Below are 26008 nucleotides of genomic sequence, written 5' to 3' on the forward strand. Positions count from 1 at the left end.
CCTATATCCAGCCCTGCTCCCACGCCACCTGAGCCGCGGCGTGGCGATCGGCGACGGCCAGCTTCGTGATCGCGCTCGACAGGTAGTTGCGAATCGTGCCCGGCGTCAGATGAACCGCCGGCGCCATCTCCTTGATCGACATGCCCTGCCGGGTCGCGCGCAGGACATCCGTCTCGCGGTCGGTCAACGGGCATGGCCGCTCGCTCAATGCGAAGGAGGCGAAGTCTTGATCCACGTAGCGCCGCCCGCCGTGCACCTCGCGAATGATCTCGGCGAGCCGGTCGGCCGGCGTGGTCTTCGGCACGAACCCACGGACCCCGACGCTGAGGGCGCGCCGCAGGATGCCCGGCCGGGCATGCCGAGTGACCAGGACGACCGGCATGGCCAGCCGGGCGGCCGCGCTGATCCCGTCACCGGGCGGCATCTCCAGATCAAGCACGGCGAGGTCGGGCTGAACCTTCTCGGCCAACGCGACCGCGGTCTCGCCGTCAGCGGCCTCGGCGACGACCGTCAGGTCTTCCTCGAGGTCGAGCAGCGCGGCCATGGCCCCGCGAATCAGCACCTCGTCATCGGCCAGGAGCAACCTGATCATCGTGGAAGCACCGCCTCGACCTCGAAGTGGTCGACCCCGCCGGTCCAGCGCAGCTTGCCGCCCGCCGCAGCGAACCTCTCCTCCAAGCCCGCCAGCCCTTGCCCGTCGTGGATCCGGCCCTCCAACGGCCGGTCGTTGCGGACTCTCAGCTCGACCTTGGCATCGATGTGGGCGAGCGTGATGCCGGCTCTGGTCGCGGCGCTGTGTCGCAGCATGTTGGTCGTCGCTTCCCGCACCAGCAGGGCGAGAAGGCGGCTGGTCTCCGCGGGCATCTCGCCGTAGGAGGCCAGATCGGTGTGGCACCGGACCCCACCCGCCTGGAGCAGCCCGACCGCGTTCGTGATCTCGGTGTCGAGCGAGACCTCGCGATAACCGTGCGCCACGCTGCGGGTGTCTCGTAGCGCGTCGCGGGCGAGTTCCTCCACCGCGCGCATCTCCGCGGCCGCACGCTCAGGGTCGGTGGTCATCAATCGCGCGGCCAGCTCGCTCTTCAGCACGATGGCCTGAAGGTTGTGGCCCTGGATGTCGTGCAGGTCGGCGGCGAAGCGCTGTCGTTCCTGATCCACCGCGTAGATGGCGTCACGGGCGCGCTCTCCATCGAGGCGCACCGCGACCTCCCACACCCAGAACTGAGCCATGAGAGCGAGGACGCAGAGCAGGGTCGCGCCCGTGGCGACGAGGGCGGTCGGCCAGTCACCGGTGCTCACCGCGACGGTGACACCCGCGACGGCCAGCCCCGTGCCGGCGATCGGCGGCCGTGGCCAGTTGGTGGCCGCCATGACGGCCGCGGCCACCGAGGCCGGCACGCCCACCACGGGCCAGATCTGCTCCGGGTTCTGGGCGGTGGCGATCACCGCGCAGATCAGGCCCACCGGAAGCAGCCGCAGCACCCACGAGCCCGGGCGGGCGTACAAGGCTCGGACGTAGAGGACGCCGGCGACCGCGCACGCCACCACCGTGGCCGGGGTGGGGGACAGGGCCACCACCACCAGCACACTGAAGAACAGCGAACCGGCGGTGAAGTGCCGCAGGTATCGCAGGGAGCGCGTCATGGGGCCATCATGCCGCTCGGCCGATGCGGGCCGGTACTGACAAATGTCATCGACTTCGATGACACGATGTCACTACTTGCGGGCGCCGGATGCGACCAGGCTCGTCCACATGATCGAGTGCAACGGAATCCGATTCTCCTACGCCGGCCACGAAGCCTTGGCCGGTGTCGACCTGAGTGTCCAAGCCGGCGAGATCGTCGCGCTGCTCGGCACCAACGGCGCCGGCAAGACCACGCTCGTCGACCTGATCCGCGGCATGCTCACCCCGGCCGCCGGCACGGTTCGGGTGCTGAACCGCGATCCCCGCCGTGAGCGTCGCAGCCTGGCCCCGCTCATCGGCCTGGTGCCCCAGGATTCGGGCTTCACGCCCGGGCTGACCGCTTCCGAGACCTTCCGCCTCTGGACCGGGCTCAACGACCGTCCGGCCACCGGGTCGCTCGCCGAGGCCGGCCTGGAGCGGCGGGCGCGGGTCAAGGTGCGACACCTGTCCGGCGGCGAGCGCCGGCGTCTCGATCTCGCGATCGCCCTGTCCGGCGACCCGCCCCTGATGGTGCTCGACGAGCCGACCACGGGCCTCGACCCGGAGTCGCGCGGCGCCGCCTGGGATGCGTTACGCGACCGGGTGGCGTCAGGTGCTGCCGTGCTGGTGACCACGCACTACCTGGAAGAGGCGTCGCAGTACGCGGACCGCTTCATGGTGCTCCACGAGGGTCGCGTCGCGCGGTCGGGCAGCGGCGACGCCGAGGCGGCCTTCCGAGCCGTCACGTCGGAGAACCAGGAGGACAGGCGATGATCTGGCCAACCTTGGCGCGGGCCGAGCTGACGCTGCTGTTGCGAAGCCCGCTCGCGCTCGCCAACGCCGTGCTCCTGCCGATCGGGTCCGGCGTCGGCTGGATGCTGCTGGCCCGCGACTCGCCCGCCGGGCTCGACGCGGACGCCATCGCCATGCAGGTGTTGCTGCTGCTCGGGTTCACTCTCTACGTCGGCGCCGTCACCATGCTGGCCGGGCGCCGCCAGGAAAGGGTGCTCAAGCGCCTGCGAGAGAGCGCGCTGACCTCGGTCGGAGCCTGGGCCGGGCTGCTCCTGCCACTGGTCGTCCTCGGGCTCGTGCAGACCGTTCTCATGGTCGCGGTGACGTTGGCGGCCGGCGTCGATCCGCCCGGGCGCTGGTGGCCGCTGATCGCCGCGGTCGCGCTCGGCATCGTGCTGGCCGGGGCGTTCGCGGTGGTGACCTCCGTGGTCACCCCGGCGCCCGAGCTGGCTCAACTGACCACGGTGCCGGTGTTCCTCGCGCTGTTCGGCGGTGGAGTCTGGGTGCTGAAAGGCGGAGCCTGGGCGTTCCTGCTCCCCGGCGGCGCGGTGACCGAGCTGGTCCGCCTGGCCTGGCAGGCGGACGCCCGATGGTTCGACGGCTGGCGCGACGTGGTGGTGATGACGGTGAGCATCGGAGCGGCCGGGCTGCTGGCGGGGCGGTACTTCCGCTGGGACCCGCGGACCAGTTGAGCGGCGCGGAGCAAGAGCGCGGGGCGGGGGACCGCGCAGTTGGGGCGGAGCAGTGCGGCATCCATCCGGTAACTGGATCGAAGGGAGGTTGCGAGGTGCTACAGGTACATGCCCGTGGTGGGCGCCGTCTTCGGCACGGTGACCGGCTGAGCGCCGGTGCGCAGGGCGTAGAGCTCGGCCAGCGTCGCGCCCTCCGGCCCGATGCCGGCCGGCGTGCCGAGCCAGCGGACCGCCTCCGCGTAGGGCAGCCGTCCCACCTCGATGCTGGCCAGGCATCGGCCGGGCCGCACCACGGCCGGGTGCAGCGAGGCCAGGTCTTCGTTCGTGGTGATGGCGATCAGCGCGTTGCGGCCCTGACCGAGCAGGCCGTCGGTCAGGTTCAGCAGGCGGGAGAGCGACTGGCCGGCGCTGGCCTTCGCCTCGCCGCTGACCAGTTCGTCGCAGTCCTCGAGCATGAGCAGGCGCCAGCGCGGCTCGTCGTCGTCACCGGTGCCGAGGGCCACGCTCATCAGGTACGCCGGGTCGCTGAAGAGGCGCTCCGGGTCCAGGACGCAGTCGACCTGGCACCACGAACGCCACTGCTGGGCGAGCGCCCGCAACGCGGTGGTCTTGCCCGTGCCGGGCTCACCGTGCAGCAGCAGGAGGCGGCCGTTGACCACGCTGCCGTCGAGCGTCATCAGGCGCTCGAGCGTGTCGGCGACCGGGCTGGCGTAGTTGGGCTTGATCTCGGGCCACAAAGCGGCGTCGATCTCGCGCTGGACCCGGCGCGGGCCATGAGCGCCGAAGTGCCAGAAGCCGATCGGCACGTTCTCCGGCGCCGGCGTCGGCTCCTCGACCGCTCCCGCGGTGGCGGTGGCCAACACCGACTCAGCGAGTTCGGCGGTGATCGCGGTGACCGTCACCCGGGCGCGGCGGCTCTGGAGCCAGCGCATGACGTGCAGCGTCCAGCCCTCGCCGACGGAGAGGCGGCCCTGGCCGTCCTCCTCGACAGCGTCCCGCACGACGCGGGCGTCGTCGGTGGTCAGCGGCGCGTCCGTGCGGACGTTCTCGAGGTAGGTGCTGCGGCCGAACGGCTCCCGGCCGGTGACGAAGGCGTCCAGCGCGAGCAGGTCGACCACGTCGACCAGGCGGTCACCGTCGTCGACGGCCGCGGCCAGCGGCAGGGCGTGGGTGACCGGCGGGCTGACCGCCGCCTCCACGGGACGGCTGCCGAGCCGGTCGACGGACTGGTGGGGTGCGCGCATACCCACCATGATCGTCCCGATGCGGCCGGAAATACAGCCGTTTTCACCTTTGAGCGATTCCCCCGCGTGATCCTCCGTCCAGTCCGGACACTCGATTGCGCAGGCCAGGAGGTTGCACATGCGGGAATGAGGGCAGCTAAGGTGAGGCAAGCCTTACTTGCTGAACTGGGAGATTCCATGACCGGCCAAAACCTTTCCCGCCGAGGACTGCTCTTCGGGGCCGTCGGCGCCGTCGCTGCCGGCCTCCTCGCCGCCTGCGGTGGCGATGACGAGGGCTCGGGCAGCCAGGGCGGCACGGCCTCGCCGGGCACGAGCGGCGGCGGGTTCCCCGCGTCGGTCACCCACCAGTTCGGGACGACCACCCTGGAGCAGGCGCCCAAGACGGTCGTCTCGCTGGGCTGGGCCGACGCTGACGTCCTGCTCGCGCTCGGTGTCGTGCCGGCCGGCATCCTCGACTGGTTCCAGGCGTGGCCGGTCGGCGTCGGGCCGTGGGCCCAGCCCAAGCTCAACGGGGCGAAGCCGCAGGTGCTCAAGGGTCCCGAGATCAACTTCGACGCCGTCGCCGCGCTGCGGCCGGACCTGGTCACCTTCACCAAGTCGGACAACGTGAAGGCCACCTGGGAGCAGCTCGAGAAGCTGGCGCCCACGCTGTCCGGCCCGGCGGGCACCCAGCCCTACGGCACCACGCTCAAGGACCAGACCGTGCTGATCGCCGAGATCCTCGGGCGCAAGGCGGACGGCGAGAAGCTGGTCGCCGACAACGACAAGGTGCTGGCCGACGCGAAAGCCGCCAACCCGTCGTTCGCGGGCAAGACCGTGTGCGTGGCGGCGGCGTTCGCCGGGCAGTACGGCGCTTACACCCGCGGTGACGGCCGGGTGCAGTTCATGGAGGCGCTGGGCTTCACCAACTCCCCGAAGATCGAGGACCTCAAGCCGGCGAACTTCTACGCCGAGGTCTCCAAGGAGCGGGTCAGCCTGCTGGACGCCGACCTGACCGTGATGTTCGGCATCGGCGCCGGCGCCGAGCTGCGCAAGGACACGGTGCTCAACAGCATCCCGGCGGCCAAGGCGGGACGGCTGCTGATCATCGACGACGCCGACCTGGTCAACGCGTTCTCCACCAACTCGGTGCTCAGCACGCCGTACACGCTGGAGAAGTTCCTTCCGCTGGTGCAGGACGCACTGAAGTGACCACCACGGCGGCGGCCGTCAAGGCCGGCTATCTCCCGGCCGCGGAGCGGGTCAAGGCGCGCGGCGGTCTCACCACGCGTGGCCTGGGGCTCGTCCTGGCGGTCGCCGTCCTGGTCGCGGCGGCGGCGCTGAGCATCGCCATCGGCACCAAGGCGATCCCGCTCGGCACGGTCTGGGACGCGCTCGACGGGCGGGTCACCGATCCGTCCCGGGCCGAAGACCTGACCATCATCCACGACCTGAGGATCCCGCGTACGCTGCTCGGACTTGTCGCCGGAGTCGCGCTGGGCCTGGCCGGCGCCCTGATGCAGGCGCTCACCCGCAACCCGCTGGCCGATCCGGGCATCCTCGGCATCAACGCCGGCGCCGCGGCCGCCGTCGTGCTGGCCATCCGCGGGCTCGGCGTGGCCTCGCTGACCGGCTACATCTGGTTCGCGTTCGCCGGAGCAGCCGGGGCGTTCGTGGTCGTCTATCTGCTCGGCACCCGCGGCCGGTCCGGGGCCTCGCCGGAGCGGCTGGCGCTCGCCGGGGCGGCGGTCGGCGCGGCGCTGCTGGCGATCACGAACGCGGTGGCGCTGCTGGACGTCACCACGTTCGACCGCTACCGGCTCTGGGTGGTCGGCGGGCTGGCCGGCCGGGACATGGATGTCGTGCTCGGCGTGCTGCCGTTCATCGTCGCCGGGGCGCTTCTCGCGCTCGTGCTGGGACCGTCCCTGAACGTCATCGCGCTGGGCGAGGACACCGCCCGGGCGCTCGGCGCGAACCTGGGCCGCACGCGGGTGCTCAGCGCGATCGCCATCACGCTGCTCTGCGGTGGTGCCACGGCAGCGGTCGGGCCGATCGCCTTCGTCGGCCTGGCGGTGCCACACCTGGCCCGCGCGATCGTCGGGCCCGATCAACGCTGGCTCCTGCCGTACTCCCTGGTTCTCGCGCCTGCGCTCCTGCTCCTGGCCGACGTGGCGGGCCGCGTGATCGCTCGGCCGGGCGAGGTGCAGGCCGGCCTGGTCACGGCCTTCATCGGGGCGCCGATCTTCCTGGCCGTGATCCTCCGCCGCCGGATCGTGCCGCTATGACCGAGCCGATCATGGGGTCGACCGCGACCAGGACAGCCGACCGGCCCGGCCCCGCGCGCGGGCGGGTGCTTCTGCGCGGAGGCGGCGTCGCGCTCCGGCTCGACCTGCGCACCACCGGGGTGACCACGGCGCTGCTGCTCGCCGTCGTGGTGGCGTCGGCGGTGACCGTCGTCTACGTCGGCACGCGGATCCCGTTCGCCGACATGATGGACGTGTTCGCGGGCGGGGGACGGCGGGCCGACCGGTTCGTGCTCCTCGACCTGCGGCTGCCTCGGCTGTGCCTGGGACTGCTGGCCGGCGCGGCGCTGGCCGCCTCCGGCGCCGTCTTCCAGAGCCTGTCGCGTAACCCGCTGGGCAGCCCGGACATCGTCGGCTTCACCACCGGCAGCGCCTCCGGGGCGGTCCTCGCGATCATCGCGTTCGGCGCGGGGCCCGGCGGGGCGGCGTTCGCCGCGGTCGTGGGCGGGGTCGGCACGGCGCTGATCGTGTACGGGCTGGCGGCGCTCGGCGGCGGGGCGATCCGGCGCGTCGTGCTCGTCGGCATCGGCGTGAGCGCCATGCTCGTGGCGCTCAACAGCTACCTGATCAGCCGTGCCCGCCTCGACGCCGCGCAGTCGGCCGCGGTCTGGCTGGTCGGCACGCTGAACGGGCGGAACTGGAGCTACGTGCAGTTGCTGGGCGTGGCGCTGATCGTGCTCACCCCGCCGCTGCTGCTGATGAGCCGGCGGCTGCACCTGCTCGAGATGGGCGACGACACCGCGCATTCGCTGGGCGTGAAGGCCGGACCCACCCGGCTCGTGCTGGTGCTGCTGGCCGTGGCGATCTGTGCGGTGGCGACCGCCGCCACGGGACCGGTCGCGTTCGTGGCACTGGCCGCGCCACAGATCACCAAACGGCTGGCCCGTTCGGCGACGTTGCCTCTCGTGCCCTCGATGATCACCGGGGCGCTGCTGATGGTGCTCAGCGACCTCGTCGCGCAGCGGCTGCTCGCCCCCGCCCAGCTGCCGGTCGGTGTGGTCACCGGCGCGGTCGGCGGGGCGTACCTGGCCTGGCTGCTCAGCGTGCAATGGCGAAAGGGAACCTCATGACCCGCCTCTCCGGTGCGGACCTGACCCTCGCGTACGACCAGCGGGTGGTTGCGTCCGGGTTGACCGTGGAAATCCCCGACGGGTCGTTCACCGTGATCGTGGGTCCGAACGCCTGCGGCAAGTCGACGCTACTGCGGGCGCTGTGCGGGCTGCTCCCACCCAAGGCCGGCGCGGTGGTGCTGGACGGCGCGGCTATCTCGTCGTACCGGGCCAAGGAGGTCGCGCGCCGGCTCGGGCTGCTCGCCCAGTCGGCGATCGCGCCCGAGGGCATCTCCGTCGCCGATCTGGTGGCACGCGGGCGTTTCCCCCATCAGAAGCTGCTGCGGCAGTGGACGCCCGAGGACGAGGAGCAGGTGGCGCTCGCGATGGAGGCCACCGGCGTGACGCCGCTCGCCGACCGGGTGGTGGACGAGCTGTCCGGCGGCCAGCGCCAGCGGGTGTGGATGGCCATGGCGCTCGCCCAGCAGACCGGAATCCTGCTGCTCGACGAGCCCACGACCTACCTCGACATCGCCTATCAGATCGACCTGCTCGACCTGTGCGCCGACCTGAACGAGGAGGGCCGCACCCTGGTCGCGGTGCTGCACGACCTCAACCAGGCGACCCGGTACGCCACGCACCTCATCGCGATGAAGGCCGGTGAGGTGATCGCGCAGGGGGAGCCGTCCGAGATCATCACGGCCGAGCTGGTCGAGCACGTCTACGGGCTGAAGTGTGAGGTGATCAGCGACCCGCAGACCGGCACGCCGCTGGTGGTGCCGGCCGGCCGGGCGGCTAGACGCGCGTCAGCACGAACACCGGGATGAGGCGATCGGTCTTGAGCTGATACTCCGCGTAGTTCGGGAAGGCATCGACGCAGCGCTTCCACCACTCGTCCCGCTCGGGTCCCTCGGCCAGTTCGCGGGCGGTGTAGTCGTGCTTCTCGGCGCCGTCCTGGAGCTCCACGAGCGGGTTGGCCCGCAGGTTGTAGACCCAGACCGGATTCTTCGGCGCGCCGCCCAGCGAGCCCACCACGGCGTAGGCGTTGTCGTGTTCGACGCGCATGAGGGCGGTCTTGCGGAGCTTGCCGGTCTTCGCGCCGACCGAGGTCAGCACAATGATCGGCTTGCCGATCGTCGTCGCAGCCTCGGCGCCGGCCGAGACCTCGTACGCCTCCGCCTGCTTGCGCGCCCACGCCGATGTGCTCGGCTCGGATTCACCCGTCAAAGGCATGCCATCACCCTACGATTTTGGTAGCGGAACACCGGTGTGAAGCGGACACCGGTATGAAGCGGACACCGGTGGCGGTTCAGCGGGCGCTGGTGTTGGTCAGCGGTCCCGATGGTGTGGGTAGCGGGCGCTGGTGTTGGTCAGTGACTCCGCCAGTGTGGGTCAAGGACACCGGTGTGGGTCAGCGGACGCCGAGCACCGCTGCGTCGGGGCCGCCTCGCCAGAGGATGCCGACCTCGGTGAAGCCGGCGTTCCGCAGGGCGTCGAGGTGCCAGGACACGGGCGGGAGCCACTCGGTGTGGGCGGTGCGGCCGGGCGGGTAGATGCGGTCGCGCTCGGCGATGAGGTCGGCGAACGAGTCGTCGGCGCGTACGCGGGACCACCAGTCGCTCCACGACAGCGCGGCGCCGGCGGCGTAGCGAGCGTCTCGGTTGGCGTCCTCCCGATCGAGCAGGTGCTTGCCGAAGGTGGGCAGTCCGTCGTCGGGCATCTGGTCGGCGTTGACGAAGATGCCGCCGGGGCGCAGCAGGGCGCGGATCTCGGTGTAGAGGGCCGTCAGCCGCTGCTCGGGCAGCCAGTGCATCGCCGTCGCGGTGAGGACCGCGTCGTGCTCGCGGTGGGGCAGCGCCTCCGCCCAGGACGGGTCGTTGAGGTCGGCGGCCAGCACGGCGGCCCGATCACCCAGCGAGGCGCGGGCCAGCGCGAGCAGCACCGGGTCCTGGTCGACGACCGTGGCCGTGGCGCCGGGGAAACGGGCGAGCGTACGCAACGTGATCGTGCCTGTCCCGCCGGCCAGATCGAGCAATCGCGGCGGCGCACCGTCGGTCGCGGCATCCACCGCGTTGAGCATTGCGGCGAACCTCTCCTCACGATCGGGCAGGTAACCCTCCTGCTGCCGATCCCAGCTCTCCTGCCACGCGGCCACGTTCTCGATGTAAGCACCCATGGCCCTCACGCTAGTTACATCGCGGTGCTTATTGCAAGGCTTTGGCAACAGCAAAGTGAGGTCTGACGAGGCGGGCCGCTGGCTCAAGGCGCGAGGGAGGGAAAGCTTGCGGGAGGGAGAAAGCACGGGGGCAAGAAGGCGCGAAGCTCGGAGAAAGGCGTGGGGGCTGGAAAACGGCGCAGGCGCCGAGAAAGCAGCGTGGCGGCGAGAGGGCGTGGGGGAGGGGTCAGCCGTTGGCGAAACGCTCCGCGAAGGACTTCAGGTCGCGGCGTTGGATGGCTGCGGCCATGAGTTCGGGGAAGGCGTCGGGAGTGCAGGCGAACGCCGGGACGCCCAGGGCCGCCAGGGCCGCCGCGTTCTCGTGGTCGTACGACGGCGCGCCCTCGTCGGAGAGTGCCAGCAGCACCACCACCTGCACGCCGGCGGCGGTCATCTCGGCCACACGGCGGAGCATCTGTTGCCGGACGCCGCCCTCGTAGAGGTCGCTGACCAGGACGAAGACGCTGTCGCGGGGGCGGCTGATGAGCTGTTGGGCGTACGCGATGGCCCGGTTGATGTCGGTGCCGCCGCCCAGCTGCGTACCGAAAAGGACCTCGACCGGATCGCTCAGCTGTTCCGTCAGGTCGACCACGGACGTGTCGAACACCACCAGCGACGTGCGCAGCGACCGGATCGAGGCGAGCACCGCGGCGAAGACCCCGGCGAACACCACCGACGACGCCATCGAGCCGGACTGGTCGACGCAGAGGATCACGTCGCGTTGCACGGCGTGGGAGCGGCGGCCGTAGCCGATCAGGCGCTCGGGGATCACGGTCCGCTGGGCGGCCTGGTAGTGCTTGAGGTTCGCGCGGATCGTGCGGTCCCAGTCGATGTCGGCGTGCTTCGGCCGGGTGGTGCGGGACGCGCGGTTCAGCGCGCCGGTCACCGCCGCGCGGGTCTGTTGCGCGATGCGTTTCTCCAGGTCGTCCACGACGGTACGGACAACCTGCCGCGCCGCGGCCTTGGTCTGGTCGGGCATCACGCGGTTGAGCGAGAGCAGCGTGCCGACGAGGTGCACGTCGGGCTCGACCGCCTGGAGCATCTCGGGCTCCATGAGCAAGCGGTGCAGGTCGAGCCGCTCGATGGCGTCGGCCTGCATCACCTGCACGACGGTGCTCGGGAAGAACTCGCGGATGTCGCCGAGCCACCGCGCCACCCGTGGCGCCGAGCCGCCGAGCCCGGCCGACCGCCGCGAGCCGCCCTCGTCGTCACCCGCCGTGGCGTCGTAGAGCGCGGCCATGGCGGCGTCCATCTGACCGTCGCGCCCCTCGGCCTCGCCGAGCGCCTCGTCGGCCGGCCCGCCGAGCACCAGCCGCCACCGCCGTCGCCGCTCGTCGCGGGCCGCCTCGTCCCGGTCAGTCACGGCCACGCCTCCAGTTTTTGATCTTGGGTTCGGCGCCCCCGCCGCCACCCCCACCCCGTGCACTGGGTGGGCCGAAATGTAGGCGAGAGGTACGACAGTTTTGAGGAAGCGTCCACAGGGCGGTCATGGCCGGGCACCCAGGAGGGCGGCCAGGGTCGGGAGGACGCGGGCGGCCCGGTCGTGGTCGAGCGGGACCTCCGCCGCGGACGACGCCGAGGGACCGTTCGCGATGCGGTCGGCGATGGCCCGGCGTTCACCGGTGGCGAAGGCGCCGAACGTACGCCGGAGCAACGGCAGCACCTGGTCGAAGGAGGAGTCTTCGATGTCGGCGAGCCAGTCGTCCAGCAGTTCCAGCAGCTGGTCGTCGTGGACCAGCAGCAGGCCGCCGCCGGACAGGAATCCCTCGACGAACGCCGCCGCGTGCGCCGGTGGGGTGCCGACCGTGAGCGGCAGGCGCAGGCGGAGGCGCACCTCGGACGGCGGGATGCGCCCGGCGTCCATCAGCAGGCGGGTCAGCCGACCGGCCAGGAGGCCGTGCAGGTCGTTGCGGCCGGCCACCGATTCCAGGGCTGTGAGCCAGCGCTCGCGTTCCGGCGGGGAGTCGAGCAGGGCGATCGCCGCGTGCACGCCGTCGATGTGTTTGCGCAGGTCCTTCGCGGCGTCGTCGGAGAGGGAGCCGGCCGCGGCGGGCAGACCGGCGCACACCCGGCCGAGCAGGCTCGTGGTGACGGTGGTCAGGCCGGAAACGTCACTTCGGCGTACGTCTCCGTAGCGCACCGTTCGCGCCAGCGCGGGCAACGCCGCCATCAGGTGGGTGACGTCGGCGTCCTCGGCGGCGCGCGCGTCCAGCGCGGTCAGCACCGGCGGGTACGCCTCCTTCAGGTCGCCGAGCAGGCACACCTCGACCAGTTCGGTGACATCGGCCAGCGACGCCGCCGACCGGGCCCGGTCGGTGACCCGCGCGGTGGCCGCCGCCGCGACCGTGGTGCCCCACATGCTGCCCTCGACCAGGCTGACCGCGAACTCCGGCTGCCACTGCAACCGCCAGCCCTCCCGGAACGTGCCGGTGCCCTGCCGCCCGCCCTGCGCCTGTCCCCACGGCACGTCGAGGAGCCGCAGCCGGTGCAGCAGGCGGCTCCGGTTCAGGTCGATGTCGCGCCGCAGGTCGAGGTCGAGCATGCGCTGCTGGGCCTCTGGCTTGAGGCGCAACCCACGCTGCTGCGCGGCGAGATCTTTGGCCAGGGGTACGGCGGGCATCTCTTCCGGCACCGACCCGAGCCGCTCGCCGACGACCAGCTTCCGGTCGATCAGCTCGACCCGCAGCCGCTCCCCGTCGCACATCACCGCCTCGGCCGCCTCGGTGACCTCGGCCAGCCCGGCGAGCGGCCGCCCCCGCAACGACGCCAGCGCCTCGGCCAGCCGGGTCGCCTCGATCACGTGCGACGACGAGGTGGGCACGCCCTCGGCCCGCAGCACCCCGGCCGCGTCGACCAGCCAGCGTGGCACCACATCGGACGCCGTGCTGAACAGGTGGTGGTACCACCCGGGCGAGCGCACCCCGGCGCCGTAGCCGGACCACGACGACAGCCGCCCGTAGGTCCACGGCACCCAGGTGAACGTGACCTTGCTCTTGCGCCGGCCCTTGAGCAGCGCCTGGTCGTCCTTGATGGTGACCTTCCGGCTGAGCGCCGGCACATGCCACGCCCCGCAGATCACCGCGATGTCGTCGTGCTCGCGGCGCACCTCACGCAGGACGGTGCGCATGTACGCCTCGCGCACCAGGTCTTCCGGGTCTTCGGGCGACACCTCGCGGATCGCGCCCATCGCCTCGGCCACGGCCTCGAACGCGGGCATTCCGCGGTGTTCGACCACGTCTTCCCACCAGCGTTCGGGGTCGTCGTAGCCGGCCGCGGCGGCCAGCTCGCCGATCGGGTCGACCGGCCGGACCGAGCGCTCCGCCGCCCCTGATTGATCATCAACTTGATCTTGAAAAGCTACCGCCGCACCGCCGCCGCCCCCGCCCTTGTGGGTGGGCAGCAATGTAGCCGAACCGACTGACGAAAACGGCGGTTGTCCACAGGTGACGCGGGCGGAGGTCACGGCTGTGGACGAAAGGCGATAGCTGAAGGGGAGATCAAAAAACCTGACGGGTACGCCGGCCGCCACCGCCCAGCGGAGCGCCTGCCACTCGGGGGAGAACACCGCGAACGGCCAGAACGCGGAGCGCCGGGGGTCGTCGGTGGCATACCCGAGCAGCGCCACCGGCGGCTCGAGCCCGGCATCGGCGACCCAGCGGACCAGGTCGTCGGCCTCGGGCGGCCCCTCGATCAGGACGATCGACGGGCGCTGCCGCTCGAGGGACGAGACGACCGCGCGCGCCGAGCCGGGGCCGTGGTGGCGGATGCCGTAGTACTGCTCAGGCATCTCGCGCCGCGCGGTAGAAGTCGCGCCAGTCCGAGCGTTCGCGCACCACCGTCTCGAGGTATTCGCGCCAGACCACGTCGTCGGACACCGGGTCCTTGATGACCGCGCCGACGATGCCCGAGGCCACGTCGGCCGGGCGCAGGCGGCCGTCGCCGAAGTGGACGGACAGCGCCATCCCGTTGGTGATCACCGAGATCGCCTCGGCCGTGGAGAGGGTGCCGGTCGGCGACTTCAGCTTCGTACGCCCGTCTTCGGTCATCCCGGCCCGCAGCTCGCGGAAGACCGTGACCACCCGCCGGATCTCCTCCATGGCGGCCGGCACCTCGGGCAGGTCGAGCGACCGGCCGAGCTGGGCGACCCGCCGGGCGACGATCTCGACCTCGTCGTCGGCCGACGCCGGCAGCGGCAGCACCACGGTGTTGAACCGGCGCCGCAGCGCGCTGGACAGGTCGTTGACGCCGCGGTCGCGGTCGTTGGCGGTGGCGATCACGTTGAAGCCGCGCTCGGCCGCCACCTCGCTGTTCAGCTCGGGCACCGGCAGCGTCTTCTCGCTCAGCACGGTGATCAGCGCGTCTTGCACGTCGGACGGCATCCGGGTGAGCTCCTCGATGCGGGCGATCGTGCCGGTGCGCATGGCCCGCATCACCGGGCTGGCCACCAGGGCGGCGTCGCTCGGCCCCTCGGCCAGCAGGCGCGCGTAGTTCCACCCGTACCGGATGGCCTCCTCGGCCGTGCCCGCCGTGCCCTGCACCAGCAGGGTCGAGTCGCCGGAGATGGCCGCGGCGAGGTGTTCGGAGACCCAGGTCTTGGCCGTTCCGGGTACGCCGAGCAGCAGCAGCGCGCGATCGGTGACCAGGGTCGACACCGCCACCTCGAGCAGCCGCCGCGGTCCGACGTACTTCGGGGTGATCTTGGCGCCGTCGCCGAGCAGGTAGGTCACCACCGCGTGCGGGGACAGCCGCCAGCCGGGCGGTCGCGGCCGGTCGTCGGAGACGGCCAGCGCGGCCAGCTCGTCGGCGTACTGGTCCTCGGCGTGCGGACGAAGAACGGTCACTCGAACTCCAGGTGCGGGAAGCGGCGGAGGGTCATGCGAACTCCTGGTGCATTTCCTGACGGAAGGTCAGGGCCGCGGCGAGTTCGGCGATCGGGCGGGTACGGATGGTCGGGCCGAGTTCGTGGTCGAGTTCCTCGGCGAGCTGGGCGACCCGCGGGGCGAACCGGGTGGGCATCCCGGCGATCGCCGCCGGGCACAGCTCGTGCACCAGCCACGCGTCCTGGTCGGAGCGCACCCCGTGTCGTAGCGCGGCCAGCGCGGCCGCGGCGAGCTCGTCGGGCCATTCGCCGGGCAGCGCGGTGAGCAGCCGGCTGACCTGATAGTCGCGCCGGACCAGGAAGTCGAGGATGATCCGCGCCAGGACGGCCGGCGGCAGCAGCGCGTGAAGATCCCAGCGGACCGCCGGCCGCAGCGCCGGACCGTCGTTGCGTTGATCGTTGGCCACCAGCGCCGCCGCCCACGCCTCATCGTGCTGGTCGATCGCGGCCTGCGCCCACCCGTGCAGCAGCGCGTCCTCGAAGTCGTCCCCGCGGGCCAGCTCGATCATCGCCGCCGGCGTCTTCGCCAGGTCGAGCCACACGGCCAGCGGGGTGCCGGCCACGATCCCCCCGAGCCGATGTGCCCCGGCGCCCCCGGAGCGCCGCGCGCCGGAGGACGAGCCGGACCCGCTCGACGGCGTGAGCCCGTCGCGGCGCATCACCTCGTCGAGTTCCTCCGGCGGGGTGACGACCAGCCGGTCCCGGCCGATCATCCGGCGTTCCAGGCGCACCGCGACCCGGGCGCGGGCCGTCATCCGCCCGGCCCACGCCGACCCCGGCAACCCTCGCAGGATCTCCAGCGCGGCGGTTCGCACGGCGCCGTTGCGGTCGTCGAGCGCCCGTTCCAGCAGCGGCTCGTCGGCCCCGGACAGTCCGTGACGCAGCTCGGCCAGGAAGCGGGCCCGGTCGGGCGCCGGGTCGGCGTCCCAGGTCGACTCCAGCAACGCGAGTCCGGCCGCCGGGTCGGCCCGGCGGGCGTGATGGAGCAGCGCCACCCGCTCGTCCAGCGTCCCGGTGTCCCAGGGCGTCGCGGGCGCGCGTGAGGCGAAGAGCAGCCATTCCCACTTGTCGCGCATCGCGGCCAGCCACCGCCCGCGCGCCCCGGCCACCACGGCCACCCCGGCCCGCAGGTCGTCGTGGGTGGTGGCCTGGTCGAGCAGCCCGGGCAACTGGCCGCCGGGCGCCCGGCCACCGCGCGCCCCGGCCAGCCGCAACCACTCGGCCAGGTAGACCGGCGTGGCCGTGGACCCGAACGGCGCCTCGCCCAGCGTCAGGATGCGGCGCAGCCGCTCACCGGCGGCCCACGACAGCGCGGGCTGGGTCTCGGCCGGCGCCGCCCCGATCGGCTCGCGCCCGCGGCCCGGCGTCTGGCCGGCGCGGCGATAGATCAGGGCGCTGCCGGCCGCCTCGAGCAGGCTGCCCGCGGCCAGATCGAGGGCCCGGCCGCCGACCGTCACCGGGGCCGGTTGCCACGGTCGCCGGGCGGTGCCGACCAGCGCGGCGGCCAGCAGGTCGGGCGGCAACTCGGGTTCGCGGCGGTTCGGCCCGTCGTAGGTCTGCTCGGGCGCCGTCACGAACTGCCCGTCGACCCAGGTGCCGAGCGGACGCAGCCCGGCCGGCGACCACTCGCCGGCCACCGTGACCGGGCGCCCGCCACCGGCCGCGATCAGCCACCACGGGTTGCGGAACCCGGCCGCCAGCGGCAGCGCATCGCCCGCCTCGTCGACCAGCCAGTCCTCGTCGGCCGGCCGCACCCCGGCCAGCAGCACCGGAACGTCGGGCCGCCACGGCTCGGCCGCGAGCGCGGAGCCGAAGGAGTCCAACGCGGACAGGATCGAAACCCCGGTCGGAGGGGACAGCGGGAAATCGCCGCGGCGGGACGAGATGAGCGCCCGCAGCGGCCACGCCCCCGGGTAGAAGCACAGGTCGGCGTCGAGGTCACGCCCCGGCGCCACGTCGGACTGGAGCGCCTGGCCGGGCGCGGCGAAGGACAGCAGCAGCGCGAACCGGCCGGTCGTGGCGCCGTGCAGCCAGATCCGCCGGGACTGGAGGTTGCCGTCCTCGGAGTCGACCCGGCCGAGCACCCGCCAGCGGTCGGTGACCGGCGGCCCGGCCAGCACGTCGCTCGCGCTGGTGGGGAAGCCGATCCGGGTGCGTACCGAAGCGGCCAGGCCGGGCGGCAGTTCGCCGAGCCGATCGTGCCCGTCGACCAGCAGCCGCAGCAGGCCCATCTCGCCCAGCACCCGGTCGGCCCAATGCGGGCCGGCACCGACCAGGCCGCCCAGCCGGCGCACCGTGGAGGCCGCGGCCGGCGCCTGCGCGTCGATCAGCCGGGCCGCCATCTCGTCGAAGACGTCGTAGCCGCCGCGCTCGGCCGCCGCCAGCCCGGTCTGCACCTGGTCGTCGAGCCACCGGCCCAGCTCGGTCATGCCCGCCGCGACGCGATCTTCCCGTTGCGCGAGTCGTTTGGCCGCGGCCACCGGATCGGGATTGTCGGACTTCGGACGAGGCGCGGGGAAGGTCGCCCATTCGGGGGCGTCGGCCGGGGGAACGCCGACCGTGGACCAGAGGAACAGCAGCCCGAGCGCGTGCTTGCACGGGAACTTGCGGCTCGGGCACGAGCACTTGAACCGAGGGCCCGCGAGATCGACGGCCACCCGATAGCCGCGGCAGAGCCCCCACAGCACCGGCCCGGAGAGGCCGGTGGCCGACCACTGTGACGGCGCGCCCTGACCCTGACCGGCGCGGGCCGACGCCGGGTCGGGCGCGACCGCCCTGACCTGCTCGACCGACCAACGTTCAACGGACACCGGGTCACCCTAAGAGAAGGGTGCGACACTTTGACCGTGAAGGTCATCGTCTTCGGAGCGACCGGGCCGAGGCCGAGATCATCGGGGTCGTCCAGGGCGAAGACCTGCGTCAGACGTACGGCGTGCCGGGCACCGGCGGCGGCTTGGGACGCCCCGAGGAGGCGGCGGCCTCTCGACTGCGGCTGAGCTCGTCCAGGGCCTCGGTCACGTGCTTCATGCCCGTCCGGACGTCACCGGCGGTGGCGGCGAGCAGTTCGGCGCGGCGTGACAACTCGGCGAAGAACGAGCCGGTGTAACCGTCCGTCTTGGCGACCACCGACTCCGCCTCGTCGGGGTCCAGGTGCGCCGTCACCCCGTACAGCGAAAGGAGCCGCCGCCGGCCCGCCGCATCGGGCAACGGCACCTCGACGACCAGGTCGACCCGCCCGGGGCGCTGGGCGAGGGCCGGCTCGACCAGATCGAGCCGGTTGGTGGTGAGCAGGAAGGCGATGTCCGCGTCCCCGGCCACCCCGTCCATCTCGTTGAGCAGCTGGAAGAGCAGGGGATTGCTGAACGAGACGGTGCGTTCCTCGGCGACCAGGTCGACGTCTTCCAGCACGATCAGCGCCGGGGGCAGCACCCGGGCCAGGTTGCAGGCCTCGCGGATGTACTGCACGCCCAGACCGGTCAGCACGATCACGGTCGCCTCCCGCTGGGCGCCGATGAGGTGCCTTACCGTGTGCGTCTTACCGGTGCCCGGCGGGCCGTAGAGGACCACGCCCCGCTTGAGGTGGTGGCCGGCCGCGAGGAGCCGCTCGCGGTGTTCGGCCACGCCGAGGATCTGCCGGTGCACGGCCTCGAGCACGCCGGCCGGGAGCACCACGTCGGCGGCGTCCACCCTGGGCCGTTCGTGGAAGCGCAGCGGGCCCATGCCGGCGCCGTACTCCCACGGCTCGAACGACAGCACCTGGCCGCGGCAGATGTGGTGCTTGATGATCTCGGCCCGGATCCGGTGCAGGAACGCCTGCCCGGCGTCGATGCTGCCGCCCATCACCTCGACCAGCGTCTCGAGCGCGCCGCCGCGGTAGTTGCTCAGCCGCATCAGCACGGCCAGCCGCTGGTCGCCCTCGGTGATCAGGTAGAGGCCGAAGCTCACGCACGACCGCTCGCGGCCCACCCCCACGGTCACCGTGGTGTAGTCGACCGTGCCGACGTCGAACTGGCTCTGACGCCGGGCGTTGTTCATGAGGTCGGCCAGGTTGTGGTGGTCGCGGCCGCTGCCGACCAGCCCGATCAGCTCGAACGCGACGCCCTCACGGTCGAGGTAGGCGTCCATCGCGGCCTGGACGTTGGCATGGTCGTAGGCGGCGAAACCCTCGGTGGTCACCGGCATCTCGGTCGGGTCGGCGCCCAGATGTTCGGTCACCTTCTTGTGGAGGCGGGTCGGCTCGGGCGCCGGAACCGACTCCTCGATCGCCTTGAGGAACGCACGGAATTGTGCCGCGAACGCGCGAACCTCAGGGTCGTCGATCATGACTCGGCAGGCTACTCGTCTTCGCCCGCGCCTGGGGGGCTCTGTATCCGACCGGTCACAGCATTGATGGTAGTCATGCTCCGTGCCCGGCCGGAACCGGTTCACGCGGTGGTCCCGGAGGGGTCCCGTCACCGAATGGCCGGCTCTTTATCGCATCGCGCCCGTGCGGTGTCAGCCAGCCGCTCAGATCGGGACCGAGAGGCACGATCTTCGTCGGATTGATCGTCGTGTGAACCTCGTAGTAGTGCCGCTTGATGTCCACGAAATCAACCGTGTCGCCGAACCCCGGTGTCTGGAAAAGATCACGCGCGTACGCCCACAGCACGGGGAACTCGGTCAGCTTCTGCCGGTTGCACTTGAAATGACCATGGTAGACCGGGTCGAATCGCACCAGCGTGGTGAACAGCCGCACGTCCGCCTCGGTGATCGTGTCACCGACCAGATAACGCTGATCGGCGAGCCGCTCCTCCAAAAGATCGAGCCGGGCGAAGAGCCTTTGGTACGCCTGTTCGTACGCGCCCTGCGACGCCGCGAATCCGGCCCGGTAGACGCCGTTGTTCACGTCCCGGAAGATCCCGTCGTTCACCTCGTCGATCTCCGCGCGAAGATGCTCGGGATAGAGCTGCGGGGCGCCTTCCCGGTGGTATTTCGTCCATTCCAGGGAGAGGTCGATGGTGATCTGCGCGAAGTCGTTGGTCACCACCTCACCGGTCGGGATGTCCACCATGGCCGGAACGGTGATTCCCTTGGGATAGTCCGGGTCCCGCTTGAGATAGGCCTCCTGCAGGCGCTCGATGCCCAGCACCGGGTCACGGCCGCCCGGGTCGAGGTCGAACGTCCAGCTCCGCTCGTCGTGCGTCGGCCCGGCCACGCCCATCGAGAGCACCTCTTCGAGCCCGAGCAGCCGCCGCACGATGATCGCCCGGTTGGCCCACGGGCAGGCCCGCGCCGCGATCAGCCGATAGCGCCCCGGCTCGACCGGATAGCCGTCCCGCCCGTCCACCGTGATCCGCGTGGTGATGTAGTTCATGTCCCGCTTGAACTCACCCTGCGTAGCCATGTTCGCCATCCTGCCTCGTCGCGGCTGTCCCTGTGGGGGTTCATGCCCCGTTCCGCCCACCCAGGAACATCCGGTCACAATCCCGAGGTCGTAGCCGGGTGGGTGGTCCAGACCGCAGCTCCCGCCGAGGGTCGGCTCGCTTCGCTTCGCCTCCGCGCCCGTGCCCGCTCACCCTCTTGCGCGATCCCGCACCGCTCCCGGCCGGCCGACGGCGCCGGCCCGCGTTTCAGGCCGCCGGCGGCTTCCAGGACTGGAGCCGCGCCAGCTGGCCGGCGACCGCACGCCCCGGGGTGAGGCGCAGGACCGCATCGCGCAGCGGGTTGCGGCTCTGCATCAACCGGCCCATGAGGTGGGCGCGCCGGGCGATCGGCTGGGTACGGCGACGCCGGAGCCGGTCGTAGGCCGTCAGGACCTCGTCGAGGTCGTCCGCGCCGTCGAGCAGCACGGTCAGGGTGGCGGCGTCCTCGAGGGCCTGGTTGGCGCCCTGGCCCAGGTCGGGGGTCATCGCGTGGGCGGCGTCGCCGAGCAGGACCGTGCGGCCGCGGCGGAACGTCGGCGCCGGCCCGGCCAGCTCGTGGATCCCGGTGCGGAAGACCGTGGCCGGATCGGTGGCGTCGAGCAGCTCGGCGATCGGCGCGTGCCACCCACCGAATCGCCGCCGGACCTCGAGGGAGTCATCGGCGAAGACGGCGTCGAGCGGCATCGTGACGACCGCGAACCAGTAGACCCGGCCGTCGCCCAGCGGCGCCATCCCGAACCGTTCGCCGCGCCCGACCGTCTCGCCGGCCGCGCCGCCGATGTCGACCGGCCGCGTCGTGACGCCGCGCCACGTGCTGTAGCCGCTGTACCGGACACCGGGGTCACCCGGCCACGACGCCCGGGTCGCCGACCGGATCCCGTCCGCCGCCACCACAACGTCATACCCCGCGGGATCGGCGGTCGCCGGGGAGCCGTAGCGGATCGTGCCGGGCTCGAGAGCGTCGGCCAGCACGCGATGAAGGTCGGCCCGGTGGACGACGCGCAACTCGTGGATCGCCGGCGGCGGGACGGTGGCCAGCCACGGTCCGTCCGGCCGCCGCTGCCCGGCGACGAGACCGGACTGCGGCCCGCCCAGCGCCCGCACCTCGTCACCGACCCCGATCACGTCAAGTGCCGTGAACCCGTTCGCGAACAGCGACAACCCGGCGCCGACGAAGCCGGGACCGTCGGCTCGCTCGTACACCTCGACCTGGAACCCGCGCCGCCGCAGACCGATCGCCGCCGCCAGACCGCCGATGCCCGCCCCGATGACCTTTACTCTACGCATGTAGAGGACTCTACGCTTGTAGAGTGACCGCTGTGAAGATGACGGAGAGCACAGACCGGCGCGAGGCGATCGGGGACGCGGCGATCGCGATCGTGGCCAAGGACGGGCTGCGCGCGCTGACCCACCGGGCCGTCGATCGCGAGCTGGCGCTGCCGGCCGGGTCGACGTCCTACTACGCGCGCACCCGCCGGCAGCTGATCGAGGCGATGGTGCACCGGCTGGCCAACCGCACCGTCACCGACCTGCGCCCGCCCGCCGAGCCCGCCCGCACGGTGCCGGAGGCGGCCCAGCGGCTGGCCGCCGGCCTGGCGACCCTGGCCCGGCGCCCGGCCGATCACCGCGCCCGGTACGCGCTGCTGGTCGAGCTGACCGGCGACGAGGAGCTGCACGCGCTGCTGACGACCAGGTCACCGATCCGGGCCGGCGCCCTGGCCACCGCCGAGGCCACCCTCGACGCGATCGGCGTACCCGAGCCGGAAGCGCACGCCCCCGCCCTGATCGCGCTGATCGACGGCCTGCTCTTCGACCGGGTGGCGGGCGGCGGACGGGACGTGCCGGCCGAGCCGATGATCCGCGCCTATCTGACCGGCCTGGTCACCACTGGCTAGCCTCGCGGGCGTGGGGAGCACCTGGTGGGTGGACGATCCGATCTCGACGGAGAGCGCCGAGAGCCTCGGCCGGCTGCCGTTCGTGCGGCGCGCGGTCGCCATGCTCGACGAGATCGGCGCCCATCCGAGCAGCACCGTCGTCGCGCTCGTCGGTCCGTGGGGGAGCGGCAAGACCAGCACCGTCAACCTGGTCCTGGCCGCCCTCGACGAGGACCGCTGGGGTGTCTCCCGGCTCAACCCGTGGGCGCTGGGCTCGGCCGAGGCGATCGTCGCCGAGCTGCTGGGCGCGATCGGCTCGGCGCTGCCCGGCAAGGCCGTCCGGGCCCGGGAGCGGCTGGCCACCTACGCCGAGGTCGCCGCGCCCTGGCTGGCGCTGATCCCGATGGCCGGCGACGCGGCCAGCAGCGCCGGCGACCTGCTGGCCCGGCGGCTCCGCGGCGACGGCACCCTGCAGGGCCGGTTCGAGCAGCTCAGTGACGAGTTGCGCAAGCTCGCCCGCTCGGTGCTGGTCTTCGTGGACGACGTCGACCGCCTGCAACCCGACGAGCTGCTGGCCCTGTTCCGCGCCGTGCGGGTGCTCGGCCGTCTGCCCCACGTCCACTACTTCGTCGCGTACGACCAGCGCACGCTGCTCGACCTGCTGATGGCCACCCCGCTCGCGGCCGGCCGGGAGCCCCGGGCCCTGGCCTTCCTGGAGAAGATGGTCACGCTGCGGGTGGACCAGCCGCTGATCCGGGCCGAGCAGTCGGCCCTGCTGTTCAACCGCCGCCTGACCGAGCTGCTGACCGATCTGCGGGCGAGCCTGGGCGACGAGGAACGCCGCCGCATCTCCGACGAGTGGGAGCTGCTGCTGGCCGCCGACCTGGGCGAGCCGCGGAGCATCAACCGCTTCATCGCCCAGCTCCGCGTGCATCTGCCGCTGGCCGGGCGGGACGAGGTCGACCTGGCCGACTTCGTGGTGATCACCCATCTGCGGTCGGCGTACCCGGAGCTCTACCGCGACCTGCTCGCCGACCGCTCGATGCTGGCCGCCCCGGCCGGCCACGCCGACCAGAGCCGGTTGGACGCCTGGCGTACGCCCGGGACCGACCGGGTGCGGCAGGCGGTCACCCGGATGTTTCCTTCGCTGCGTACGGACGGACCGGCCGAGCCACGCCGGCGCGGCATCGGGCATCCGGACTATGTGGACCGCTATTTCACCTTCATGCCGTCGGCGTCCGACGTGACCGACGCGGACCTGTTCCGGGCCCTGCGCGACTGGGCCCGCGGCCTTCCCGGCACGCCGGATCCGAGCCTGGTCGCCGCCCTCGAACCCGACCCGGCCAACCGCTACGAGTGCGCCCGGAGCGCCAGCGTCATCCGCCGGCTGGACACCCTGCACGAACAGCTCACCCCGATCGAGTCGGCGGCGATGGTGCACGCCCTGGTCGGCTTCCTGCCCCTGCCGCCGGGCCAGGGCCTGATCCTCGGCGGCCCGGACGCGGCCCTGGTCCAGTGGCTGTCGCATCTGCTCGCCCGGGCCGGACCGCTCGAGGTGCAGCCGCTGGTCGACCTGGTCGCGGCCCGCGGCGTCGCCGCCATGGTCGCCTTCCTGCGCGCGGTTCCGCGGGGTGGTGAGCTGGCCAACCTGGGCGGAGCGGCCGGCTGGCGGATGTTCCGGGAGCATGCTCAGCTCGGCAACGACGCGCCCGAGGCGCCGGTCGAGTCGCTGTTCGCCCTGGTCGAGGATCTGCTCGGCGCCGCGGAGACGAATCGGCTGCTCCGGCGCGCGGTCGACGACGAGATCTGGACCCTCGACGTGGCCGCCCGGCTGATCGAGGTCGGGGTGGACGGGGTGTCGGGCCGCCCGATGATCCTGGGCCTGGCCGCCGACACCCTGGTCAACCGCCTCGGTATCCGGCGCGTGCGGATGGCGGTCGACGAGGGCGTGGAGGCCGACGAGGTCGTCGGGGGCAGCGAGCGGCTGGACCGGTTCGACCTGTCCTGGGCCGGCCGCCGCCGGTACGCCGCGACGATGTTGCTGTCGGATGGTCACGCGCTGCCCGCGGCGGAGCGGTTCCGGCTGCCCGACGAGATGATCACGACGTTCCAGAATTATTCCGTCCTCGCCCTGGACGCTCCGGAATCGCCGGAGCTGACCGTCGCGGTCACCGTCCTCGCGCCCGAGCTGGCGGCGATCCCGCGGGCCGGTGGACCGTCATCCGGACCCGTGGGTGAGCTCCGGGAGGAGATCCTGCTGGCCGAGCTGGCGGCCAGCCGGATCAGTCATTGGCTGACCGCGGTGGCGGAACGGCACTGGCCGGTGGCCGCGGAGCCGTGGCGGATCAGCGATCCGGGTGACGGCCGCACGCGCACCAGGGCCGCGGCCTTCCTGAGGTCGAACGCGGCGGATCCGGCGGACGCGACGGTGTGGCGGGTGTCGACGCCGGTCCGGGCCGGCGTCCAGGTCTGGACCGGGACCACCGATCTGTCGCCCTTCATCGTCGCGGACTATCAGATCGGGCTGTGGTTCTCCGAACTGGACGCCGGGCGGCGGTCGGCCGGACGCCGGCACAACGAGAAGCCGTTGCCGGCCGCGCTGCTCCCGGACGAGCTCATCACCCTGATCAGCGACACCCTGGCCGGCGCGCAGGAGACCACCCCACGCCTCTTCGACGGCCTGGCCGCCGGTGCGGCCGGAAGCGCGATGGCGATCCAGGTCGCGATCACCGCGCCGCCCGGCATCGACGCGGTCGTCAACCTCGAAGCATGGGACCGCGCGGGCGGTGACCGGCAGGGAATCCAGCAGATCGGGCACAGTTTCATCCATGATCCGGCGCGGACCGGCCCGGGTTCGGAGCCGTTGGCCCTCGCGGTGGCGATGGTCGGCGAGATGCTGCTCCGGTCGGGCTACCGGGGGTATGAAGAGAGCCTGCTGGAGATCCTGGAGCGGGAGATCACATGAACCATCGCGTGGCGGTGCTGGTGCTGGACGGGGCCAAGCCGCTGGACGTCGGGATACCGGCCCAGGTGTTCGCCAACCGGCCGACCATGCCGTACGAGGTGCGGGTGTGCGGCGCCGCGCCCGGCCCGGTGACCGGCGGCGACGGGCTCTCGTACCTGGTCGCGGAGGGTCTGGAGGCGGTCGAGCGGGCCGGCACGGTGTTCGTGCCGGGCTTCCGCCGGCCGGCCACCACCGAGCCGCCGGCCGCCGTCGTCGAGGCGCTGCGCGCCGCCCAGGCCCGCGGCGCCCGCCTCGCGGCCATCTCGACCGGCGCCTTCGCGCTGGCGGCGACCGGCCTGCTGGACGGCAAGCGGGCGACCACCCATTGGCACTACACCCGGGCGCTGGCCGAGAAACATCCGCTCGTCCGGGTCGACGAGAACGTGCTCTTCGTCGACGAGGGCGACGTGCTGACCTCGGCCGGCGCCGCGTCCGGCATCGACCTGTGCCTCCACCTGGTGCGCCGTGACCACGGCGTCGGCTTGTCCAACATCGTGGCGCGGCGGCTGGTCGCGGCCCCGTACCGTAGCGGTGGCCAGGCCCAGTACGTGCCGCGCAGCGTCCCCGAGCCGCTCGGCGACGTGTTCGCCGAGACCCGGGAGTGGGCGCTGGCCCGGCTCGGCGAGCCGCTCACGCTGGAGGCGCTGGCCCGCAACGCCCAGGTGTCGGCGCGCACCTTCTCCCGCCGGTTCGTCGAGGACACCGGTTACACGCCGATGCAGTGGGTGCTGCGCGCGCGGGTCGATCTGGCCCGGGAGCTGCTCGAGGTCAGCGACCTCGGGGTGGAGCAGATCGCGGCCCGGGTCGGTCTGGGCACCGCGGCCAACCTGCGCCTGCACTTCCAGCGGATCCTGGGCACCTCGCCGACCGAGTACCGGCATACTTTTGCGAGTTGATCATCGTGGCGAGATC

General features: G+C 72.3%; 21 protein-coding genes. 9 read left to right on the top strand and 12 right to left on the bottom strand.

The window, feature by feature from the left end; all coding sequences use genetic code 11:
• Nucleotide 1 precedes the first annotated feature (1 nt).
• Nucleotides 2-592 carry a response regulator transcription factor gene (locus AB0M54_RS35385; protein WP_364328524.1) on the bottom strand — a complete coding sequence of 197 codons (591 nt, stop codon included), beginning with the start codon at nt 590-592 and terminating at the stop codon, nt 2-4.
• On the bottom strand, nt 589-1644 hold the full coding sequence (locus AB0M54_RS35390) for a histidine kinase (protein ID WP_364476165.1): 1056 nt from the start codon (nt 1642-1644) through the stop codon (nt 589-591). The genes AB0M54_RS35385 and AB0M54_RS35390 overlap by 4 nt, the downstream gene beginning before the upstream one ends.
• 109 nt (nt 1645-1753) lie before the next feature.
• On the opposite strand from AB0M54_RS35390, the gene AB0M54_RS35395 reads away from it, so the two are divergent.
• A complete protein-coding gene (locus AB0M54_RS35395) occupies nt 1754-2437 on the top strand; it encodes an ABC transporter ATP-binding protein (protein WP_364476167.1) in 684 nt (227 codons plus the stop codon).
• On the top strand, nt 2434-3147 hold the full coding sequence (locus tag AB0M54_RS35400) for an ABC transporter permease (protein WP_364476169.1): 714 nt from the start codon (nt 2434-2436) through the stop codon (nt 3145-3147). The genes AB0M54_RS35395 and AB0M54_RS35400 overlap by 4 nt, the downstream gene beginning before the upstream one ends.
• Nucleotides 3148-3245: 98 nt before the next feature.
• Here the strand turns inward: AB0M54_RS35400 and AB0M54_RS35405 are convergent, their stop codons facing one another.
• The gene (locus AB0M54_RS35405) at nt 3246-4391 is read right to left on the bottom strand and encodes a DUF5925 domain-containing protein (protein ID WP_364476170.1); all 1146 of its coding nucleotides are present in this window, start codon (nt 4389-4391) and stop codon (nt 3246-3248) included.
• Nucleotides 4392-4568: 177 nt separating this feature from the next.
• Between AB0M54_RS35405 and AB0M54_RS35410 the strand changes: the two genes are divergently transcribed.
• The 4 genes from AB0M54_RS35410 to AB0M54_RS35425 are packed head-to-tail and all read left to right on the top strand — an operon-like array spanning nt 4569 to nt 8549.
• The gene (locus tag AB0M54_RS35410) at nt 4569-5582 is read left to right on the top strand and encodes an iron-siderophore ABC transporter substrate-binding protein (RefSeq protein ID WP_364476172.1); all 1014 of its coding nucleotides are present in this window, start codon (nt 4569-4571) and stop codon (nt 5580-5582) included.
• On the top strand, nt 5579-6655 hold the full coding sequence (locus tag AB0M54_RS35415; RefSeq protein WP_364476174.1) for an iron chelate uptake ABC transporter family permease subunit: 1077 nt from the start codon (nt 5579-5581) through the stop codon (nt 6653-6655). The genes AB0M54_RS35410 and AB0M54_RS35415 overlap by 4 nt, the downstream gene beginning before the upstream one ends.
• Nucleotides 6652-7743, top strand: a complete 1092-nt coding sequence (locus AB0M54_RS35420; protein WP_364476176.1) for an iron chelate uptake ABC transporter family permease subunit — start codon at nt 6652-6654, stop codon at nt 7741-7743. Before AB0M54_RS35415 ends, AB0M54_RS35420 begins: the two co-directional genes overlap by 4 nt.
• Nucleotides 7740-8549: an ABC transporter ATP-binding protein gene (locus AB0M54_RS35425; protein ID WP_364328500.1), complete on the top strand. Its 810-nt coding sequence runs from the start codon at nt 7740-7742 to the stop codon at nt 8547-8549. Before AB0M54_RS35420 ends, AB0M54_RS35425 begins: the two co-directional genes overlap by 4 nt.
• Here the strand turns inward: AB0M54_RS35425 and AB0M54_RS35430 are convergent.
• From AB0M54_RS35430 to AB0M54_RS35470, 9 genes are all read right to left on the bottom strand, one after another.
• The gene (locus AB0M54_RS35430) at nt 8518-8955 is read right to left on the bottom strand and encodes a nitroreductase family deazaflavin-dependent oxidoreductase (RefSeq protein ID WP_364476178.1); all 438 of its coding nucleotides are present in this window, start codon (nt 8953-8955) and stop codon (nt 8518-8520) included. The two genes, AB0M54_RS35425 and AB0M54_RS35430, sit on opposite strands and share 32 nt — an antisense overlap.
• 178 nt (nt 8956-9133) lie before the next feature.
• On the bottom strand, nt 9134-9898 hold the full coding sequence (locus AB0M54_RS35435) for a class I SAM-dependent methyltransferase (RefSeq protein ID WP_364476180.1): 765 nt from the start codon (nt 9896-9898) through the stop codon (nt 9134-9136).
• 226 nt (nt 9899-10124) lie between these two features.
• Nucleotides 10125-11306 (bottom strand): VWA domain-containing protein, encoded by a 1182-nt coding sequence (locus AB0M54_RS35440; RefSeq protein ID WP_364328491.1) that lies wholly within the window; start codon nt 11304-11306, stop codon nt 10125-10127.
• 117 nt (nt 11307-11423) lie between these two features.
• Nucleotides 11424-13724 carry a DUF5682 family protein gene (locus AB0M54_RS35445; RefSeq protein ID WP_364476182.1) on the bottom strand — a complete coding sequence of 767 codons (2301 nt, stop codon included), beginning with the start codon at nt 13722-13724 and terminating at the stop codon, nt 11424-11426.
• A complete protein-coding gene (locus tag AB0M54_RS35450) occupies nt 13717-14778 on the bottom strand; it encodes an AAA family ATPase (RefSeq protein WP_364328486.1) in 1062 nt (353 codons plus the stop codon). Before AB0M54_RS35450 ends, AB0M54_RS35445 begins: the two co-directional genes overlap by 8 nt.
• A 31-nt stretch (nt 14779-14809) precedes the next feature.
• The gene (locus tag AB0M54_RS35455) at nt 14810-17626 is read right to left on the bottom strand and encodes an SWIM zinc finger family protein (RefSeq protein ID WP_364476184.1); all 2817 of its coding nucleotides are present in this window, start codon (nt 17624-17626) and stop codon (nt 14810-14812) included.
• 109 nt (nt 17627-17735) lie between these two features.
• A complete protein-coding gene (locus AB0M54_RS35460) occupies nt 17736-19139 on the bottom strand; it encodes an AAA family ATPase (protein ID WP_364328480.1) in 1404 nt (467 codons plus the stop codon).
• Between the two features lie 73 nt (nt 19140-19212).
• Complete coding sequence (locus tag AB0M54_RS35465; RefSeq protein WP_364328478.1) at nt 19213-20208, bottom strand: glutathione S-transferase C-terminal domain-containing protein; 996 nt, start codon at nt 20206-20208, stop codon at nt 19213-19215.
• A 217-nt stretch (nt 20209-20425) separates the two neighbouring features.
• On the bottom strand, nt 20426-21505 hold the full coding sequence (locus AB0M54_RS35470) for an FAD-dependent monooxygenase (protein ID WP_364476185.1): 1080 nt from the start codon (nt 21503-21505) through the stop codon (nt 20426-20428).
• A 38-nt stretch (nt 21506-21543) separates the two neighbouring features.
• Between AB0M54_RS35470 and AB0M54_RS35475 the strand changes: the two genes are divergently transcribed.
• The 3 genes from AB0M54_RS35475 to AB0M54_RS35485 are packed head-to-tail and all read left to right on the top strand — an operon-like array spanning nt 21544 to nt 25992.
• Nucleotides 21544-22113, top strand: coding sequence for a TetR/AcrR family transcriptional regulator (locus AB0M54_RS35475; protein ID WP_364476187.1), 570 nt, complete (start codon nt 21544-21546; stop codon nt 22111-22113).
• A gap of 10 nt (nt 22114-22123) precedes the next feature.
• Entirely contained in the window at nt 22124-25057 is a 2934-nt protein-coding gene (locus AB0M54_RS35480) for a P-loop NTPase fold protein (RefSeq protein WP_364328469.1), read from the top strand.
• On the top strand, nt 25054-25992 hold the full coding sequence (locus AB0M54_RS35485) for a DJ-1/PfpI family protein (protein WP_364328466.1): 939 nt from the start codon (nt 25054-25056) through the stop codon (nt 25990-25992). The genes AB0M54_RS35480 and AB0M54_RS35485 overlap by 4 nt, the downstream gene beginning before the upstream one ends.
• Nucleotides 25993-26008: the final 16 nt, after the last annotated feature.

The sequence above is a fragment of the Actinoplanes sp. NPDC051470 genome, assembly GCF_040682035.1.
GTDB lineage: Bacteria > Actinomycetota > Actinomycetes > Mycobacteriales > Micromonosporaceae > Actinoplanes.